Below are 17,570 nucleotides of genomic sequence, written 5' to 3' on the forward strand. Positions count from 1 at the left end.
GTCTTCGCCGTCTTGAGTCCCATCACGCCGGCGGCGATGTAGGCGGCCCATCCTAACACTGAAGGTGCTGATGTTACTAATGGTGCTTGTGTGATGCCCGTAACCAAATGTGCACCCGCCGCGCGGCTCACGTCCAAGCACGGGCTGGGACGCGCGTCTTAGTTAACGGCGCGGCCGGGACCCCGCATAAAATGGGGCCCATGAAGGTTTTGGTTACCGGCGGCGCCGGCTACATCGGTTCACATACGGCTCTTTGCCTGCTCGAGGACGGACACGACGTCGTCGTGCTGGACAATCTCATGAATTCGAACATCGAGGCAGTCCGCCGTGTCGAAGAACTGGCCGGCAAGAAGGTGGAGTTCCGCGAGGCCGACCTGCTCGACGCTGAGGCTGTCGACCAGGTCTTCGCGGAGGGAGGGTTCGACGCCGTCATCCACTTCGCGGGCCTGAAGGCCGTAGGCGAGTCCGTGGCGAAGCCGCTCTGGTACTACAAGAACAACGTGGTGGGCACGCTCAACCTCCTCGAGAGCATGGAGAAGGCGGGTGTTCGGCGGCTGGTCTTCAGCTCGTCGGCAACCGTTTACGGAGCCTCGGAGCATGTTCCCCTAATCGAGAAGTCGCCGCTGGACGCAACGAACCCCTACGGCAGGACGAAAGAACAGATCGAGGACATCCTGTCCGACCTGAGCGACGCCGACCCGCGGTGGAGCATCGCGCTGCTGCGTTACTTCAATCCCGTGGGTGCGCACGAATCAGGTCGCATCGGCGAGGACCCTCACGGTATCCCCAACAACCTTCTGCCTTTTGTCGCCCAAGTTGCGGTGGGTCGCCGTGAGAAGGTCATGGTGTTCGGCAACGATTACCCCACGCCCGACGGCACCGGGGTCCGCGACTACATCCATGTCATGGACCTCGCGGCCGGGCACCTGGCAGCGCTGAACTACCTTCAAACGAAGACAGGCGCATTCCGCTGGAACCTTGGCACCGGCCGTGGTTCGTCCGTCCTGGAGGTCATCGACGCCTTCGGCGCCGCTGCAGGGCATCCGGTTCCCTATGAGTTTGCACCCCGGCGGCCGGGGGATGCGGCCGTGAGTTACGCCGACGCCTCGGCGGCCTTGGCGGACCTGGGCTGGTCCGCGCACCGTGACCTGGCGCAGATGTGCGCTGACCACTGGCGCTGGCAGAGCGCAAACCCCTACGGCTACGCCGGCGCCGAAGCAGCTGAACCGGTGGCCGCTTCCGGCACGGCGTAGACATCATGGAACCCATTCGCGGACAGATCTCGAACGACGGGCACACCGGCGAGTCCAAGCCCTTGGGGGACACCTTGCACGGCAAACCCCTCATACCTCCCCGTTCCGGGGCCGTGGACTTTCTTCGAGTTCTGGGCATAACAGCGGTCGTTGCCGGGCATGTAACAGCATGGGCCGGTCCGCTGACCCGGGAGACGCTCTACCCGTGGCATGTGCCCTTGTTCTTCTTTCTATCAGGCTACTTCTGGTCAAAAAACCGGACGTTGAAGTCTGAGGTCAGGAATCGTGCGAAGTCCCTGCTAGTTCCATACCTGTTCTGGCTGGTAGTAATAGGGGTCTGGTGGGTTTCGCAGCTGGACACTATTGGGCTTTCCACCTTCAGCAGACTTCTGCAGGGGGGATCCAAGCTTACCGGCCCGTTCGCGGCTTTCTGGTTCGTCACAGCACTTTTCGTGACAGTAGTTCTTCTTCGCGCTATTCACCGATTCCCGCTTTGGCTTCAATGGGCGATTTCGCTCGGTGCCTTGGCTGTCACGTATGCAGACAGCAATTTGGTCGCGAAAATTCCATTAGCTGCCGGCGTGGGATGCACCTGCCTTGTCTTTGTTTTGGCAGGCCAAGCGTTTAAGCGGGTGCGGAGCCGGCTGAAGAGGCCCTTGCTAACGGGATCTCTTCTGATCTTGGGCTCTATCTGCGCGATCTTGGCCGACTGGTCGTCGTACTTTGACCTGAAGAACGCAAAGCTCGGAGTTCCCATAGTCACAGTGGTCGTTGCCGTCGCCATTTGCGCGGGGATGGTTCTTCTTGCTGAGACCCTCGTGCCGATGGCTGGCCAGAGGTTTGCTGCTGGGGTAACCATGTTGGCCAGGTGCGGTTTCTTAGTTGTTCTTACCCATGCATGGCTTCTGATAGTTCTGATGCAGTTGGGTGCCGCGCCATGGCTCGTCTTTGCCGGGTCACTCGTCATACCTTGGCTGGCTGGCGTGCTCGTTCTGCGGACGCCCCTGTCGCCGTTGATGCTTGGCACTCCCAAGGCGGTTAAGCCACGCTTGGTCCGACCGGATCCGTTGTCCATCCAGCCCTAGAGTTATCCACAATTGCGCTTTTTCTCTGTATTCATCGGAACCAATCCCTTAGCTTTAACCCAGATGTACTGCTTCCGCTGGGGGCGGCAGTCGTTCGGGGGAATTCATGGATGCAGTACGCATTGTCGAAGATGAAGTCCGGGAGCTGATTCGTCGGCGGGGTCTCGATCCGTTGCACCAGACCGCGGAGGTCAGGCGGCTCGTGGAAGCGGCCGTCACCGACTACGATGAGCGCGCCCTCATGGGTCCGCTTCCGCCGCTTGGGCCACTGGAGTCAGCAAGGCGGCATGTCTTTGATGCTGTCGCCGGGTTCGGTGCGCTCCAACCTTTGCTGGATGATCCGGGGATCGAGGAAATCTGGATCAATGCACCGACAGAAATCTACGTTGCCCGGAATGGCGAATCCGAACTTACATCGCTGAGCCTGACGGATCAGCAGGTCCGGGATCTGGTTGAGCGCATGCTAAAGAGCTCGGGCAGGCGGCTGGACATCTCATCGCCGTTCGTGGATGCGTCCCTGCCCGACGGGTCCCGCCTGCACGTGGTCATCCCCGACGTCACCAGGCGCCACTGGGCCGTCAACATCCGCAAGTTCGTTGTGAAGGCGACCCGGCTGGACCACCTCGTGGAACTCGGCACCCTAACCCCGCAGTCCGGCCAGTTCCTGGGTGCCGCCGTCGCGAGCGGCCTCAACATCCTGGTCTCAGGTGCCACGCACGCCGGGAAGACCACGCTGCTGAACTGCCTCGCAGCCAGCATCGGCAGCCGGGAGCGCGTCGTTACGGTCGAGGAGATCTTCGAACTGCAGTTTCCGCTCCGCGATGTCGTCGGCCTGCAATGCCGGCAACCCAATTTGGAAGGCGAAGGGGAGATTCCGCTGCGCCGGCTGGTCAAGGAAGCCCTCCGGATGCGGCCCGACCGCCTGGTGGTGGGCGAGGTCCGGGAAGCCGAGAGCCTCGACATGCTCATCGCCCTTAACAGCGGGTTGCCGGGGATGTGTACCGTCCACGCAAATTCAGCTCACGACGCCGTGACCAAGATGTGCACGCTCCCTCTCCTCGCAGGGGACAACATTTCCAGCGCATTCGTGGTCCCCACCGTGGCCTCATGCATTGATCTTGTTGTTCACTGCAGCCGCCTCGCGAACGGGCGGCGGCAGGTCACGGAAATCCTCTCCCTGGGCAGACGGGTTGAGAACGGGATCATTGAGTCCTCCATGATCTTTTCGATGATCGGCGGCCTGTTGGAACCGACGGCCAACACCATGCCGGCGGCGGAAAAATTCGCCAGGGCCGGCTATGAGGTCGCGGCGCTTTTGGATCCGCGCTGATGGCTGCGCTGCTGGGGGTTTTGACAGGTGCCGGGCTATTTCTCATCTGGTGGTCTGCCTGGGACCAGCCCGCGCGCCCCAAGCGCGGACCGCGGACAAGCCGCCTTCAGGACCTGCTGCTGTCCGCCGGCGTTGAAAAGGTCACCGCGGCCGGCCTCATCGGCAGCTGCCTGGGCCTTGGCGCTTTCGCGACGCTGGCATTCTTCGTGGTGAGCAGGTCCTGGCCTATTTCGATTTGCTTCGGCCTGTTCGGTGGCTGGCTTCCCGTGGCGGTGGTGAAGTGGCGGGCCAAGCGACGCGCCGCCGTCCTCCGCCGAGTGTGGCCCGACGTCGTTGATCACCTGCGGTCGGCCATCCGCGCCGGGCTGTCACTGCCTGAAGCATTGATCCAGCTGGGCGACAAGGGACCCGAGGAGCTTCGGCAAGTATTCCGCGACTTCGGGTCGGATTACCGTTCCGGCGGCCAGTTCGACGCTTCCCTCAACAGGCTCAAGGAACGGCTCGCGGACCCCGTCGCGGACCGCATCATCGAGGCACTCAGGCTGACCCGGGAGGTGGGCGGCTCCGACCTCGGCAAGCTGCTCGGCACCCTTGCCGAGTTCCTGCGCGAAAGCGCCCGGACCCGCAGCGAGCTTGAAGCCCGGCAGTCTTGGACGGTCAACGCTGCGAGGCTTGCCGTGGCGGCTCCATGGATTGTCATGCTGCTGCTGGTCAGCCGTCCGGAGGCCGTGGCTGCATACAACACCCCCATGGGGGCGGCTGTGCTGTTGGGAGGCCTGGTGGTGTCGCTGGTGTGCTACTCGGTCATGCTGAAGATCGGGGCCCTCCCGGAAGAAGAGCGGGTGTTGCGATGAGCACCGTGCCAGCAGCCGCAATCGTCTGCGGGGCAGTCCTCGGCGCCGGTCTCTGGCTCCTCCTTGTCAGGCTCCCGTTCATGCGGTCCGTCAGCTTCGTGGAACGCATCGAACCTCAGCTCAGGTCCCAAAACCTCGAATCTAGACTCCTGCGCGTGGAAGAACGCGCCCTCACTCCGTTTGGACCACTTGAACGCATACTCCGTCCGCTGATCAGGGAAGCCACTGGCAGGCTGGCCCGGTTCAACCTCGGCTCGGCTGCACTCAGCCGCAGGCTCGCCCAGGCACGAATCGACAAGACGCCCCTGGACTTCCGGGCCCAGCAGCTCTTCTGGGCACTCTGCGCGTTCATCGCTGCCGTCAGCGTCATCGTTCTGGCAGCACTGGCCGGCAGGTTCAGTCCCGTTCTGGCCGTGGCAGTTTCACTCGGCAGCGGCATCGGCGGCTTCCTTTTCCGGGATTACTGGCTGGGCGTGCAGATCCGGCGGCGGGAGGAACGCATGCTGGCGGAATTCCCGAGCCTGGCCGAAATGATTGCGCTCGCCGTGGGCGCCGGCGAAAGCGCCACCGGCGCCCTCGATCGTGTGTGCAGGACAGCCCGCGGCGAGCTCTCCAAGGAATTTGGCAGGGTCCTGGCCGAAACCCGGGCGGGCAAGCCGCTGGTTGAGGCTCTGCAGGAGTTTTCCGGCCGCACGGACCTGGGACCTCTCGTCCGCTTTGTCGATGGCATCATCGTCGCGGTGGAGCGGGGAACGCCGCTGGCCGAAGTCCTGAGGGCCCAGGCCCAGGACGTCCGCGATACAGCCAAACGCGAGCTGATGGAGTCGGCCGGCAAGAAGGAAATCGCAATGATGGTGCCGCTCGTCTTCGGCGTGCTGCCCCTGACCGTCGTGTTCGCCGTGTTCCCCGGAATAGCGGCACTTAGCCTCAGTTTTTGACGCCATTGCTGCGGCAACCGCCGGCAGGGCCCCGCGACAAGCTAATACCGCCCAACAGACAAGCACCGCCCACAAAGAAACAACTCGGAGAAAAGGGAAGCACATGACATTCATGGCCAGGCACGGACTTGCACTTGTCGCCGCAATGGCGGCGCTGATCGGCCACTCCTTGGCTGCAGTCCCGCGCGCCCGGAAGACCGCCGCACTCGCGGACCACCCTGAGCGCGGGGATGTGCCCGGGTGGGTCATGATCACCCTCATGTCGGCGGTGCTTGTTGCCGCGCTGCTGGCCCTGGCCGGTCCTGCCCTCGAAGCCATGTTTAACCAGGCAATGGACACGGTCGGAAAGTAGCTTCGTGGACGGGACCGGCGCGGACACCTCCGGGCGCGAGCGCGGTGCTGCTGTGGTCGACTTTGTGCTCGTGGGTGCCTTGCTGACCATGTTTTTTGTGTCCATCATCCAGCTCGCCCTCATCCTGCACGTCCGGAACACACTTATCGACGCCGCGGCATCCGGTGCCCGGTACGGTACCTTGGCCGACCGCAGCGCCGACGACGCCCGGCGCCGCGCCGGCGAACTGATCGGCACGGCGCTCAACGCCGACTTCGCCCGCGACATCGAAACGCGCGAAGTCACATTCCAAGGGCTGCGGACGCTGGAAGTGACCGTCAGGGCGCCCTTGCCGATCATCGGCCTGATCGGTCCGCGCGAAGGGCTGGAGGTCACCGGACATGCCGCGATCACAAGCTGACCGCTATATGCGGCACCTGCACTTTAGAGTTGCGGGCCGGCTCCGCGAGGCGCTGTGCCTCGACGGCCGGACGTGCGACGGCCGGGCGTGCCGCGGCCTTGCAGGCCCCTGCGGCACGCACGGTGCCCGCAGCACGCACGGCGGCTGCGACCCTGAAACCGCAAGGGGTGACGAAGGGCAGCGGGGGAGCGCAGTCGTGGAGTTCACGTTCCTCGGACTGCTCCTCATGGTCCCCGTGGTCTACTTCATCATCACGGTTGGCCAGATCCAAGGCGGTTCCTTCGCCGTGGTGGGAGCAGCGGACCAGGCGGCCAAGGTCTTCGTAACCCAGCCCGATGCGTCGTCCGGCCGGGTGGCAGCAGAGCAGGCCACCATGGTTGCCCTTGCCGACTATGGACATCCTGCCGCGAACGCCAGCGTGGAAATCCGCTGTGACTCCGGCGGGGACTGCATGGCGGCGGGCTCGGCGGTCACCGTGACCGTACGGCTCACGGTGCCGCTGCCTTTCGTGCCCTTTGGGGAAGCACTTCGGCTCAATGCAAGCGAGTTGAACGCTTCGGCCACCCAGATTGTCGGCAGGTTCCGTTGACGCCGCCTCCTGCCCGCCGCACGCCCGCTGGACCAGCGGAAACGGGCCGTGATGAGGACGGGCAAATGACGGTCCTCATCATCGGGTTCGTCATGCTCGCCCTGCTTGTCAGCACCGTGGTCATGGCCGCATCCGGCCTATACATCGAGCACAAGAAGCTCCTGTCGCTCGCGGACGGCGCATCGGTAGCCGCCGCCGACTCCTACACGCTCGGCCAGGTCGAAACGGCAGGCGGCACTCCCTCGGCACTGCTGAACGGGGACAGGGTCCGGAACGTCGCTGCCGACTATCTCAGCCGCAACGGCGCTTTCGGCCGTGTCGACGGGCTGGCCGTTGCGCCCGGAACAGGGACGCCCGACGGTTCCACCGCCGTCGTGGTTCTCACTGCCACCGTGCACCCGCCGGTGGTCAACTTCCTCATCCCGGACGGCATCACCATCGCAGCCTCATCCACCGCCCGCTCGCGGCTGACCCGTTAACCCGGCCCGCCGACTGCCGTCCGGCCGGTCAGGACGGATAGCGTACGCTTAAACAACCATGGCTCAAATTGATTTTGCTGCAGAAATCCGCGCACTGCGCGGCACCTATACCTCCATCGAGAACGTCACCAATGTCGAGGCGCTCAAGGAAGAGATCGCAGAACTGAGCGAGCGGGCCGGCGAGCCGGACCTCTGGGACGACCCGGCGGCTGCCCAGGTCATCACCTCGCGCCTTTCCCACCGGCAGTCCGAGCTGGAGCGCCTGAACACCCTGGCTGCCCGCATCGATGACCTTGAGGTGCTGGTGGAACTCGGCCAGGACGAGGACGACGCCGACTCCATGGGGGAAGCGGAGGCCGAGCTGGAGTCCATCCGCAAGTCGCTGAAGGACCTGGAGGTCGTCACCCTGCTCTCCGGCGAGTACGACGAGCGCGAGGCCGTGGTCACCATCCGCTCCGGCGCCGGCGGCGTCGACGCCGCGGACTTCGCCGAGATGCTGCTGCGCATGTACTTGCGGTGGGCGGAGCGCCATGGCTACCCCACCACCGTCATGGACACCTCCTATGCGGAGGAAGCCGGCCTCAAGTCCGCCACCTTCGAGGTCAACGCGCCGTACGCTTTCGGCACGCTAAGCGTCGAGGCCGGGACACACCGGCTGGTCAGGATCAGCCCGTTCGACAACCAGGGACGGCGGCAGACCTCCTTCGCAGCCGTGGAAGTCATTCCGCTCATCGAACAGACGGACTCCATTGACATCCCGGACAACGAAATCCGCGTGGACGTCTTCCGCTCGTCCGGCCCCGGCGGCCAGTCGGTCAACACCACGGACTCCGCCGTCCGCCTGACGCACATTCCCACCGGCACGGTGGTGTCCATGCAGAACGAAAAGTCGCAGCTGCAGAACCGCGCCGCCGCGATGCGGGTGCTCCAGTCGAGGCTCCTGCTGCTCAAGAAGGAGCAGGAGGACGCGGAGAAGAAGGCATTCGCAGGCGACGTCAAGGCGTCCTGGGGCGACCAGATGCGCTCCTACGTCCTGAACCCGTACCAGATGGTCAAGGACCTCCGGACCGAGCACGAGGTGGGGAACACCACCGCCGTGTTGGACGGCGCCATTGACGACTTCATCGAAGCCGGCATCCGCTGGCGCACCGACAACCGCAACGCCGAACGCTAGACGCGCCAGGGGCGCGGGACCCAATCCCGCGACACGCCCCTCTGACTCCCGCCTGAGCATGGCAGCCCGTGCGTATAGTCGAGAGGCCGGAGCTCTACTTCCCCTAGCGAAAGCCCCCGCACCGGTTGCAGACCATGCCCTTAAAGCCGTGTCCTGCAGGGTTTTAGGGTCATGATCCGTTTCGAAAATGTCACCAAGGTCTACGACCAGAAAGCCAGGCCCGCCCTGGATTCTGTCAGCCTTGAAATTGACCGTGGTGAATTCGCCTTCCTCGTCGGCGCGTCAGGATCAGGCAAGTCCACGTTCCTGCGCCTGGTCCTCAAGGAGGACCGCGCCACCTCCGGCACCGTGTACGTCGCCGGCCAGAACGTAGCCAACATCTCCAGCTGGCGCGTGCCCCGCCTGCGCCGCGGAATCGGCGTGGTGTTCCAGGACTTCCGCCTGCTGCCGCAGAAAAACGTCTTCGCCAACGTCGCCTTCGCCATGCAGGTCATCGGCAAGAGCCGCAGCGTCATCCGGGACACCGTCCCGGAGGTGCTCAAGACCGTGGGCCTCGAAGGCAAAGAGAAGCGCATGCCGCACGAGCTCTCCGGTGGTGAGCAGCAGCGCGTGGCCATCGCCCGTGCAGTGGTCAACCGCCCCGGGATCCTGCTGGCCGACGAACCCACCGGGAACCTGGACCCCACCACGTCCATGGGAATCATGGGCGTGCTGGACAAGATCAACCAGAACGGCACCACCGTGGTCATGGCCACGCACGACGACGACATCGTCAACGAGATGCGCAAACGTGTGGTGGAGCTCAAGAACGGCAAGGTCATCCGCGACGAAGCCCGCGCCCTCTACACATCGATGATGCCTGTGGTCGGCCAGTCCCGGAGGCTCAAGGACGCCAGCGGACGCGAAGACGCGGCAGTACCCGACCAGGCAATGCCTGACCAGGCAGGGGAGGGCCGGCTGTGAGGCTCCAGTTTATCCTCGGCGAGATCGGCGGCGGCCTGCGGCGCAACTTGTCGATGGTGGTTTCCGTCATCCTGGTGACGTTCGTGTCCCTGACCTTCGTGGGTGCCGCCGGGATGCTCCAGCTGCAGATCAACCAGATGAAGGGCTACTGGTACGACAAAGTCCAGGTGGCCATCTTCCTCTGCGGTGAAGGATCGACGGCGGCCGGCTGCGCTTCCGGACCGGTGACGGCCGAACAGCAGGACAACGTGCGGACCCTGCTGCAATCGCCCGCAGTGGCCCAGTACATCAACGACTTCCAGTTCGAGTCCAAGGACGACGCCTACAAGCACTTCAAGGAGCAGTTCTCGAACTCTCCCATCGTCGATTCGGTGACGCCGGACCAGCTTCCCGCCTCATTCAGGATCAACATGAAGGACCCGGAGAAGTACCAGATCATCAGCGAGACCTTTTCCTCGCAGCCGGGCGTGGAAACTGTCATCGACCAGCGGCAGGTCCTGGAGCGGCTCTTCTCCGTCATGAACGCGGCGTCCCTCGTCGCAGTGATCATCGCCGGAGTGATGACAGTGTGCGCCATCTTGCTCATCGCCACCACCATCCGGCTGTCGGCGTTCAGCCGGCGGCGGGAAACCGGCATCATGCGGCTCGTGGGAGCGTCCAAGACAGTGATCCAGCTGCCCTTCATCCTCGAAGGCGTGATCGCCGCGGTCATCGGCGCCGCCCTCGCGTCCGGAACGCTGTGGGCCGTGGCCCACTTCTTCCTGGGCGAATACCTCTCCAAGCAGTATCCGGACACAGCGTTCATCTCGCCGGCACAAACCCTGCTCCTTGCCCCCGCCCTGGTCGGGCTGGGTGTTGTTCTGGCGGGCACTTCATCTCTGCTCACGCTCCGCCGATACTTGAGGGTGTAGGCCATGCTCACCGAAGGAATGCCCATGATGAGTTCCGGCAGGCCCATGCGAAAGAGCCCGGTAGGGCGCCAGCACAGGATTCTCAGTGCCGCAGTGGCGCTGGTGCTGGCCGCGAGCCTGGGCGCGTCAGCCCCGGCCGCTTACGCGGACGACCTCGAGGACCAGCAGGCCGCACTGAAGGCCGAAGCCGCCAGGGTCCAGGAGTCGCTCGAATTCGTCGATGCAAAGATTTCCAAAGCAGCCGGGGATCTCGTGATCTATCGCGGACAGCTTCCGGCCGCGCAGCAGGCATTGCTCGAGGCCCAGGGCCGCGTAGCGAGTGCCGTCAAGGAAGTGGAAGCCCTGGCCGCCCGGGTGGATCTCGCCCAGCAGAGCAAGGCCAAGATTACCCAGCAGCTGGACGCGGACAAGCAGAAGATCGCCAGCACGAAGAAGCTGATCGGCCAAATTGCCACCCAGGCCTACAAATCCGGCGGCGTTCCCTCAGACCTCACCCTCTTCTTCGGTTCCAACAACACCGGCAGTCTCACCGACACGATGGACATGGCGGACCAGGCATTGCGCAGCCAGAACTCCGCCATGGACAAGCTCACCCAGCAGAACGCCACCAACGTGAACTCGCAGGCCCGGCTGCAGGCGGTGGAAGCCGAGATCAAGGACCTGAAGGCCAAGGCAGACGCGGCACTCGTTAAAGAGAAGGCCGCGCGCGACGAAGCCGCAGCCAAGAAGGCCAAGGTGGACAAGCTCATCGCCGACACCACCCGCCTGAACAACGAACTCGAGGCGGCCAGGCCCGGAATCCAGAAGAAGCTGGCCGGCGTCAAGGCGCGCCAGGACGCCGTTGCCGCCGAAATCAAAGAGCGAGACCGCAAGCTGCGCGAGGCGTGGCTCGCCGAGCAGCGGCGGATCGCAGCCGCAGCCGCCGCGGCAGCGAAGGCCAAGGGGGAGCAACCTGCGCCTTACGTGCCGCCCGTGGCGGGACCGCCGTCGGCCTTTGGCCTCCGCCACCCGTTCCCCGACAGCGTTCCCATCACCTCCGGTTTTGGATGGCGCTCGACGCCGCCCGGAACCATCGACTTTTACGGCACCGGCGGCTACATGCACACCGGCATTGACTTTGGTGCCGCGTGTGGCACCCCGGTGTACGCGGCCGCAGCCGGTACGGTGTTCTCAGCGGGCTGGGCGGACGACGGCGGCGGAAACAACGTCAAGATCTCGCACGGCGTGGTGCAGGGCAACTCGCTGACCACGATCTACTACCACAACACCAGCGTGGTGGTCTCGGTGGGGCAGCAGGTCAGCCAGGGCCAGCTCATCGCCTACTCGGGCACCACCGGCAACTCCACTGGCTGCCACTCGCATTTTGAGACCTGGCTGAACGGTGAAGCGGTCGACCCGATGCGCCTGCTCTGACAAGGGAGTGCCGGCCACCTGACGACGCAGGACCGCCGGCGCAGCTGCCGTAGAATAGTAAGACTGTCCCGGCGCCGCCGGGACAGCCAGTACCGAGAACTGAGGAGTTGAACCGTGCCCAAAGAAAGTGGCCGTAAAGTCGTGGCCACCAACCGGAAGGCCCGGCACGACTACCACGTCCTGGACACCTATGAGGCGGGCATCGCACTCATGGGGACGGAAGTGAAGTCCCTCCGCGAGGGCCACGCATCCATGGTTGATGGCTTCTGCACGTTCTACAACGACGAGCTCTGGATGGAAGGCATCCACATCCCTGAGTACAACCAGGGGAGCTGGACCAACCATGCGGCGCGCCGGCGGCGGAAACTCCTGCTGCACCGCGAGGAGCTCATCAAGATCTCGCACAAGATCCGCGAATCGGGCTTCACCATTGTGCCCCTGCAGCTGTACTTCGTTGATGGGCGCGCCAAGGTGGAGATCGGCATCGCACGCGGCAAGAAGGACTACGACAAGCGGCAGACCCTTCGCGAACAGCAGGACAAGCGCGAGGCCCAGCGTGTCATGCGGGAACGCAACCGGCGCTAGAACCGAAAGAGCGACGCAGGTGCAGCCGGTGGAATGATTGGCCGCGCAGATGCGTTATGATAGGTAGTCCGGCAGGGAACTGGTCCACAACCTGGGCCCGCCGGTTTGGTAACAAAATACGGGGATGATCGGTTTCGACGATGTTAGTCGCGACAGGTGAAGCGGGCCGAGGATGCAGAATTATCTCGTAAACGCTGTCTGCAAACCAATAAGTGCCGAATCTAAGCGCACTGACTTCGAACTCGCTGCTTAAGCAGTAGTTCAGTCCGTCAGCCCGGGGATGCTATCGCCCCGGATCCTGGCGTCATTTAGATAGCCACTGCTGTTTGCTCCCGTCATCGGAGTAAACGGGACTTTTAGATGACTGGGCCCGGATCAGCCGCCTGTTTGCAGGACGGCTGGGGCCGAGAAAATCCGACGCAAACTGCGCCCGGAGAAGCCCTGACAACACGACATCGGACGGGGGTTCAATTCCCCCCATCTCCACATCCCGTCATTTTGACGACGAACGCCCGGACTTCGGTCCGGGCGTTCTTTGTTTAAGCAGATGCGGTGAAGCCGGGGCCCTGTAGCTGTTCACCGACGGCGTAGCCAGTACGGGACTACCCGCCCTGCCATCGGGGTTGTGACAGGTATCACGAACTGAGCGGCAGGGAGGCATGCCATGTCCACGGCGGCTGCAAACGAACCGGGTCCCGTCGACGACGCGGCCCTGGACTCCTATTCGGAGACAGTCATCAGGGTGGCCAAAACCGTCACACCCCACGTGGCTGCCATCGAGATGACGGGGAACCGGCGCAACGGACGGTTCCGGGTCGGCGCCGGATCCGCGGTCCTGTTCACCGAGGACGGCTACCTGCTGACCAACGCCCACGTGGTGGCCGGGACGCAGAAGGGCCGGGCTGTCTTCGCTGATGGGTCGGGTACCGATCTTGAGGTGGTGGGCGCGGATCCGTTGTCCGATCTGGCGGTGGTGCGGGGCCGTGCCCCGCATGTCGCGCCAGCGGAGTTCGGTGACGCCGAGTCATTGCAGGTGGGGCAGCTGGTGATTGCCGTCGGGAACCCGCTGGGGCTCTCGGGCTCGGTGACGGCAGGTGTGGTCAGCGGACTGGGCCGCGCCATCCCTGTCTGGGCCGGACGCAACCGCAGGGTCATTGAGGACGTCATCCAGACCGATGCCGCCTTGAACGCCGGCAGTTCGGGCGGGGCACTGGCCGACTCACGAAGCCGGATCGTCGGAATCAACACCGCAGTGGCCGGCGCCGGGCTGGGGCTGGCCGTGCCCATCAACAGCACCTCACGCCGGATCATCTCCGCGCTCCTGTCGGACGGCCGGGTCCGGCGCGCCTACCTCGGCGTGGTTAGCACACCAATCCGGCTGGGTGCCAGCGATGTGGTCCGCACGGGCCAGCGGGAGGGGCTGCGTGTGGTGGAGGTCCTGTCCGGTTCCCCTGCGGAGCAGGCAGGGCTCCGGACCGGGGATGTGCTGCTGCGGGCAGGCTCCCGAGCTGTCAGCAATGCCGAGAGCCTGCAGAAACTGCTCTTCGCCGAGGCCATCGGCGTCCCGATGAATATAGCCGTCCTGCGCGACGGACACGTAACCGACATCGCTGCTGTGCCCGGCGAAATGGCGGACTGGGGCTAGGCCTTAACGACGGGGTGGCCAGGAAATCCCTGGCCACCCCGTTCGGTGCTGTTAGGCAATCAGCGTTTCTTCAAATGCGCCACAGGGTCCGCGGCTCCTTCATGCGGGGCCTTGGCCTTCTTGTCCGCGCGTTTCTGTTTGATGGTTTTGCCTGCTTTTTTCTGCTGCTGGTGCGGCGACTTGTCCGGCATGGCGTGCTCCCTCGTCCGAGGGGCCAGGAGGGTGCCCCTCCCTACGTAAGTTACGCCTGTTGCAGCCCAAATGTAACTGCCCTGTCAGCCCGCGACGTCGGCGATTCCCACGAACCTGGTGCCCACGCCGTCGAACTCGCTCCGCACGGATCCGGGCGCCGGCGGCGGAACCTCGGAGGTGCGGTGATGGTCGCACACGACGTACGTGAAATCGGGCCACCACTTCTTGGGCCGGGCCGCCTCCTCGTATCCGCAGACCGCGCAGACGAGGTGCACCCACACCGGCCTTTTCCCGGTCCGGTTGGCGCGGGACTGGACGAGCCAGGCGGGGGGATTGTCCAGCAGCTCGCCCAGCTCGGCTTCGGTCAGTAGCTTCGGAATGCCGTGGCGCTGGGCCATTTCCAGTGGTACATCCAGGGCAATTGCCGCATCACGTCTGCTGATCATCCAGTCCACGATACGGTAAGTCATGAGCGATGCCAGCCAGACCACCGCGCCCACGCGCCTCCAGCGACAGGTATTGACTGTGGCGATCGTGGCGTCCTTCATGGCGATCCTGGACAGCTTTGTCGTCAGCCTGGCGCTGCCAGCCATCGGCCGGGACCTCGGCGGCGGACTCCGCATCCAGCAGTGGGTGGTGGATGCCTACCTCCTGACGCTGGGCGCACTCATCCTGGCGGCCGGTTCGCTCTCAGACCATTTCGGACGGGTGCGTGTGCTGCAGTGGGGCCTGGGCGGGTTTGCCCTCACCTCGGTCCTCTGCGGTGCAGCATGGACCGCCGAAGTACTGGTGGTCAGCCGGGGGCTGCAGGGAGTGGCCGGTGCGCTCCTGGTGCCCAGCTCGCTGGCGCTGATCGTCAGCCACTTCGACAGCGGCAGACAAGGTGCGGCCATCGGGAAATGGTCGGCTTGGACAAGCGCCGCCGCCATCGTGGCCCCCTTGATCGGCGGGGTATCGGTGGACCTGCTCTCGTGGCGGGTCATCTTCTTCATCAACGTCCTGCCGGCGGTGGCCATCTGGCCCGTGCTGGCCCGGCTGCGGAAGGCCGACGGCGGCCCCGACGCTGCCGGCCGCATCGACATTGCGGGGGCTCTCCTTGCTGTCGTCGCGCTGGGCGGTCCGGTCTACGCCCTGATCGAGCAGGGGACTGCAGGCTGGGGCAGCCCGCAGGTCTGGCTGCCGCTGGCCGCCGGCGTTGCGGCCACGGTGCTTTTCCTTCGCCATGAATCGCGGACCGCCGCGCCGCTCCTGCCCTTGGGCATGTTCACGGTGCGGAACTTCGGCTGGGGCAACATCGCCACGGCCGCGATCTACGGCGGGTTCTCGCTCGGGTTCTTTGCGCTGGGCATCTACATCCAGCAGGTTGGCGGCATGAAGGCGACCACCGCCGGCCTGGCACTGCTGCCCTCGACGGTGATCCTGATGTTGCTGGCATCCGCCTTCGGCGGCCTCGCCGGCAAGTACGGGCCGCGGTGGTTCATGACCGCCGGGCCGGTGCTGTGTGCGTCCGGCTTCCTGCTCACCCTGTCCGTTGGCGGCTCCCTGAACTACTGGACCCAGGTCCTGCCCGGGCAGCTGGTCTTCGGCCTCGGCCTTTCCATGACCGTGGCACCGCTGACGGCAGCCATCCTGGGATCGGTCCCGGAGAGGCAGGCCGGCGTGGGTTCCGCGGTGAACAACGCGGTTTCGAGGATCGCCGGCCTGGTCTGCATCGCGTTTGCGGGCTTCATCGTCGGTCCGGAACTGACGACGCCGGGTCTGCACCGCGCGCTGTTGGCGACGGCTGCGCTGTTGCTGCTGGGAGCGGCCAGTTCCGCCGTCGGAATCCGCAACCCGGTGCCGGTTAGCCGCCGCTGACCGCGATTCCGGCCGCGGCCGCAGCCAACCCCAGCAGCAGGTTGGCGAGGATGTTGGCAGCGGCGGCGAGATAGCGCCGTTCACTGGCCAGCCGGACCGTGGCGGTGGTCCAGGAACTGAAAGTGGTGAGGCCGCCGGCGAACCCGGTGGCCAGGGCAGCGTGCCACTCGGGGCCGAACACCGCAGCGGCGCCGACGGACACGCCGATCACGAATGAGCCGGCCACATTGACCAGCAGTGTTGCCCAGGGCCAGTGGCGCCGCGGCGACGGGAAACCGGCGAGCCAGCCGTCCACGGCGAACCTGAGAAGGGCTCCGGCGATGCCAAACAAACCCACCAGAAGCGCCGTCACGGACGCCTCCCGCCGGTGCCGGGGAAAGCACTGGGATCCCCGAGCAGCTTGCCGGCCCGCCAGCCCGCGGCCGCCGCCGCGAGGCCCAGCAGCACGGACAGCCCCAGATAGAGGAGCGCGAGGCCGGGGACGCCACCGCGGGTCAGCTGGTCCGTGGAAAACACGACGGCGGAGAAGGTGGTGAATGAGCCCAGCACGCCCGGCCCGATGGCGGCACGGAGCCAGAACGCGGTGTGCGGCCGCGCGATCCAGATGGTGGTGAGGGCCGCCAGCACGAAGCTGCCTGCAATGTTGATGGAAAGCGTTGCCCACGGCAGGTCTCCCTGCCGGTCCGGAAACAGCAGTCCCAGCACGTAACGGAGTTCCGTGCCCAGCAGCCCGCCGGCCGCCACAGCGGCCCAGACCCGCCAGCCGTAGCCGGAGCCCGACCTGGAAGCTGTGCCGGTGCGGCCGGTGAGGGGAGCGCGCACCTGTGCCTACAGGCCGGCCATGCGGCAGCCGGGATGCGCCGAATCGCTGTGGATCCAGAGCGCAGCGGCCACTTCGTCGGCCAGGTCAACTTCCCGGCTGGTCCCGGGGGAACCGATCCGGACCACGAGCGCGCCACCGAAGGGCTTGCGGCCGCGCACCTCGACGTCGGCGTCCAGGCTGATCTTTTCCGCGGCAAGGTAGCGCAGCAGCTCGGGATTTTCGTCGCTGATCCGGGTGATCCTGCCGGTGTGGCCGTCGTCGAGCTCGATCATCCGGTGCGCGGACGGCATCCGGACCGTTCCGTCAGCCGCGGGGATGGGATCGCCGTGCGGGTCCCTGGACGGGTTGCCCAGCCGGGCTGCCAACCGCTCAATGAACGTGTCCGAGACCGCATGTTCCAGCTGCTCTGCCTCGTCGTGGACTTCGTCCCAGCTGTATCCGAGGTCCTTGACCAGGTATGTCTCAATCAGGCGGTGCCGCCGGACCATGGAGAGGGCAAGCCGGACGCCCTGGGGCGTGAGTGTGATGGCGCTGTACGGCTTGTGGAGGACCAGGCCCTGGTCCTTGAGCTTGCGCACCATTTCTGAGACGGAGGAGTTGGCCACCCCGAGGCGCTGTGCAAGCTGGGTTGAGGTGATGGGCTTCTCCTGCCATTCCGTGAAGGAATAGATGACCTTAACGTAGTCCTCGATCGAGGAGGAGGGCGTACTGGTCTTCACAGCTTCAA

21 protein-coding genes and 1 other RNA gene are annotated in these 17,570 nt (G+C 65.0%); 17 read left to right on the plus strand and 5 right to left on the minus strand.

Annotated elements, in window-relative coordinates; translation table 11 throughout:
- Positions 1-200 precede the first annotated feature (200 nt).
- The 16 genes from galE (at position 201) to ACFTSA_RS10310 (ending at position 13,971) form a co-directional block, all read left to right on the plus strand.
- Positions 201-1,253: a UDP-glucose 4-epimerase GalE gene (gene galE / locus ACFTSA_RS10235; protein ID WP_377951164.1), complete on the plus strand. Its 1,053-nt coding sequence runs from the start codon at positions 201-203 to the stop codon at positions 1,251-1,253.
- A gap of 5 nt (positions 1,254-1,258) precedes the next feature.
- Positions 1,259-2,338: an acyltransferase family protein gene (locus tag ACFTSA_RS10240; protein ID WP_377951165.1), complete on the plus strand. Its 1,080-nt coding sequence runs from the start codon at positions 1,259-1,261 to the stop codon at positions 2,336-2,338.
- 106 nt (positions 2,339-2,444) lie between these two features.
- Positions 2,445-3,668: a CpaF family protein gene (locus tag ACFTSA_RS10245; RefSeq protein ID WP_377951166.1), complete on the plus strand. Its 1,224-nt coding sequence runs from the start codon at positions 2,445-2,447 to the stop codon at positions 3,666-3,668.
- Positions 3,668-4,522: a type II secretion system F family protein gene (locus tag ACFTSA_RS10250; protein WP_377951167.1), complete on the plus strand. Its 855-nt coding sequence runs from the start codon at positions 3,668-3,670 to the stop codon at positions 4,520-4,522. Before ACFTSA_RS10245 ends, ACFTSA_RS10250 begins: the two co-directional genes overlap by 1 nt.
- Entirely contained in the window at positions 4,519-5,460 is a 942-nt protein-coding gene (locus ACFTSA_RS10255; RefSeq protein ID WP_377951168.1) for a type II secretion system F family protein, read from the plus strand. Before ACFTSA_RS10250 ends, ACFTSA_RS10255 begins: the two co-directional genes overlap by 4 nt.
- 103 nt (positions 5,461-5,563) lie before the next feature.
- Positions 5,564-5,812: a hypothetical protein gene (locus ACFTSA_RS10260; protein ID WP_377951169.1), complete on the plus strand. Its 249-nt coding sequence runs from the start codon at positions 5,564-5,566 to the stop codon at positions 5,810-5,812.
- 4 nt (positions 5,813-5,816) lie between these two features.
- Complete coding sequence (locus ACFTSA_RS10265; protein ID WP_377951170.1) at positions 5,817-6,212, plus strand: TadE family protein; 396 nt, start codon at positions 5,817-5,819, stop codon at positions 6,210-6,212.
- Positions 6,193-6,801, plus strand: coding sequence for a hypothetical protein (locus tag ACFTSA_RS10270; RefSeq protein WP_377951171.1), 609 nt, complete (start codon positions 6,193-6,195; stop codon positions 6,799-6,801). Before ACFTSA_RS10265 ends, ACFTSA_RS10270 begins: the two co-directional genes overlap by 20 nt.
- Positions 6,802-6,866: 65 nt before the next feature.
- Positions 6,867-7,280, plus strand: a complete 414-nt coding sequence (locus tag ACFTSA_RS10275) for a pilus assembly protein TadG-related protein (protein WP_377951172.1) — start codon at positions 6,867-6,869, stop codon at positions 7,278-7,280.
- Between the two features lie 58 nt (positions 7,281-7,338).
- Positions 7,339-8,454, plus strand: a complete 1,116-nt coding sequence (gene prfB, locus ACFTSA_RS10280; protein WP_377951173.1) for a peptide chain release factor 2 — start codon at positions 7,339-7,341, stop codon at positions 8,452-8,454.
- Positions 8,455-8,625: 171 nt separating this feature from the next.
- Complete coding sequence (gene ftsE / locus ACFTSA_RS10285) at positions 8,626-9,417, plus strand: cell division ATP-binding protein FtsE (RefSeq protein WP_377951174.1); 792 nt, start codon at positions 8,626-8,628, stop codon at positions 9,415-9,417.
- On the plus strand, positions 9,414-10,328 hold the full coding sequence (gene ftsX / locus ACFTSA_RS10290) for a permease-like cell division protein FtsX (RefSeq protein ID WP_331574978.1): 915 nt from the start codon (positions 9,414-9,416) through the stop codon (positions 10,326-10,328). The genes ftsE and ftsX overlap by 4 nt, the downstream gene beginning before the upstream one ends.
- 45 nt (positions 10,329-10,373) lie before the next feature.
- Positions 10,374-11,741, plus strand: coding sequence for a peptidoglycan DD-metalloendopeptidase family protein (locus ACFTSA_RS10295; RefSeq protein WP_377951343.1), 1,368 nt, complete (start codon positions 10,374-10,376; stop codon positions 11,739-11,741).
- A gap of 114 nt (positions 11,742-11,855) precedes the next feature.
- Positions 11,856-12,326 (plus strand): SsrA-binding protein SmpB, encoded by a 471-nt coding sequence (gene smpB, locus ACFTSA_RS10300; protein ID WP_377951175.1) that lies wholly within the window; start codon positions 11,856-11,858, stop codon positions 12,324-12,326.
- A 120-nt stretch (positions 12,327-12,446) separates the two neighbouring features.
- Positions 12,447-12,815: a transfer-messenger RNA gene (gene ssrA, locus ACFTSA_RS10305) on the plus strand.
- A gap of 175 nt (positions 12,816-12,990) precedes the next feature.
- Complete coding sequence (locus tag ACFTSA_RS10310) at positions 12,991-13,971, plus strand: S1C family serine protease (RefSeq protein WP_377951176.1); 981 nt, start codon at positions 12,991-12,993, stop codon at positions 13,969-13,971.
- A gap of 59 nt (positions 13,972-14,030) precedes the next feature.
- On the opposite strand, the gene ACFTSA_RS10315 is transcribed toward ACFTSA_RS10310, so the two are convergent.
- Together ACFTSA_RS10315 and ACFTSA_RS10320 are read right to left on the minus strand one after the other, a co-directional pair.
- A complete protein-coding gene (locus ACFTSA_RS10315; protein WP_377951177.1) occupies positions 14,031-14,162 on the minus strand; it encodes a hypothetical protein in 132 nt (43 codons plus the stop codon).
- Positions 14,163-14,246: 84 nt separating this feature from the next.
- Positions 14,247-14,609, minus strand: coding sequence for a hypothetical protein (locus tag ACFTSA_RS10320; RefSeq protein WP_377951178.1), 363 nt, complete (start codon positions 14,607-14,609; stop codon positions 14,247-14,249).
- Positions 14,610-14,631: 22 nt separating this feature from the next.
- On the opposite strand from ACFTSA_RS10320, the gene ACFTSA_RS10325 reads away from it, so the two are divergent.
- Positions 14,632-16,020, plus strand: a complete 1,389-nt coding sequence (locus tag ACFTSA_RS10325; RefSeq protein ID WP_377951179.1) for an MFS transporter — start codon at positions 14,632-14,634, stop codon at positions 16,018-16,020.
- Here the strand turns inward: ACFTSA_RS10325 and ACFTSA_RS10330 are convergent.
- Genes ACFTSA_RS10330 through ACFTSA_RS10340 form a run of 3 tightly spaced genes read right to left on the minus strand, consistent with a single transcriptional unit; the run spans position 16,007 to position 17,562 of the window.
- Entirely contained in the window at positions 16,007-16,372 is a 366-nt protein-coding gene (locus ACFTSA_RS10330; RefSeq protein ID WP_377951180.1) for a fluoride efflux transporter FluC, read from the minus strand. The genes ACFTSA_RS10325 and ACFTSA_RS10330 overlap by 14 nt on opposite strands.
- Positions 16,369-16,842 (minus strand): fluoride efflux transporter FluC, encoded by a 474-nt coding sequence (locus ACFTSA_RS10335; RefSeq protein ID WP_377951181.1) that lies wholly within the window; start codon positions 16,840-16,842, stop codon positions 16,369-16,371. Before ACFTSA_RS10335 ends, ACFTSA_RS10330 begins: the two co-directional genes overlap by 4 nt.
- Positions 16,843-16,848: 6 nt before the next feature.
- Positions 16,849-17,562 (minus strand): metal-dependent transcriptional regulator, encoded by a 714-nt coding sequence (locus ACFTSA_RS10340; RefSeq protein ID WP_377951182.1) that lies wholly within the window; start codon positions 17,560-17,562, stop codon positions 16,849-16,851.
- Positions 17,563-17,570: the final 8 nt, after the last annotated feature.

Source organism: Arthrobacter sp. NPDC057013 (assembly GCF_042674585.1).
Lineage (GTDB): Bacteria > Actinomycetota > Actinomycetes > Actinomycetales > Micrococcaceae > Arthrobacter.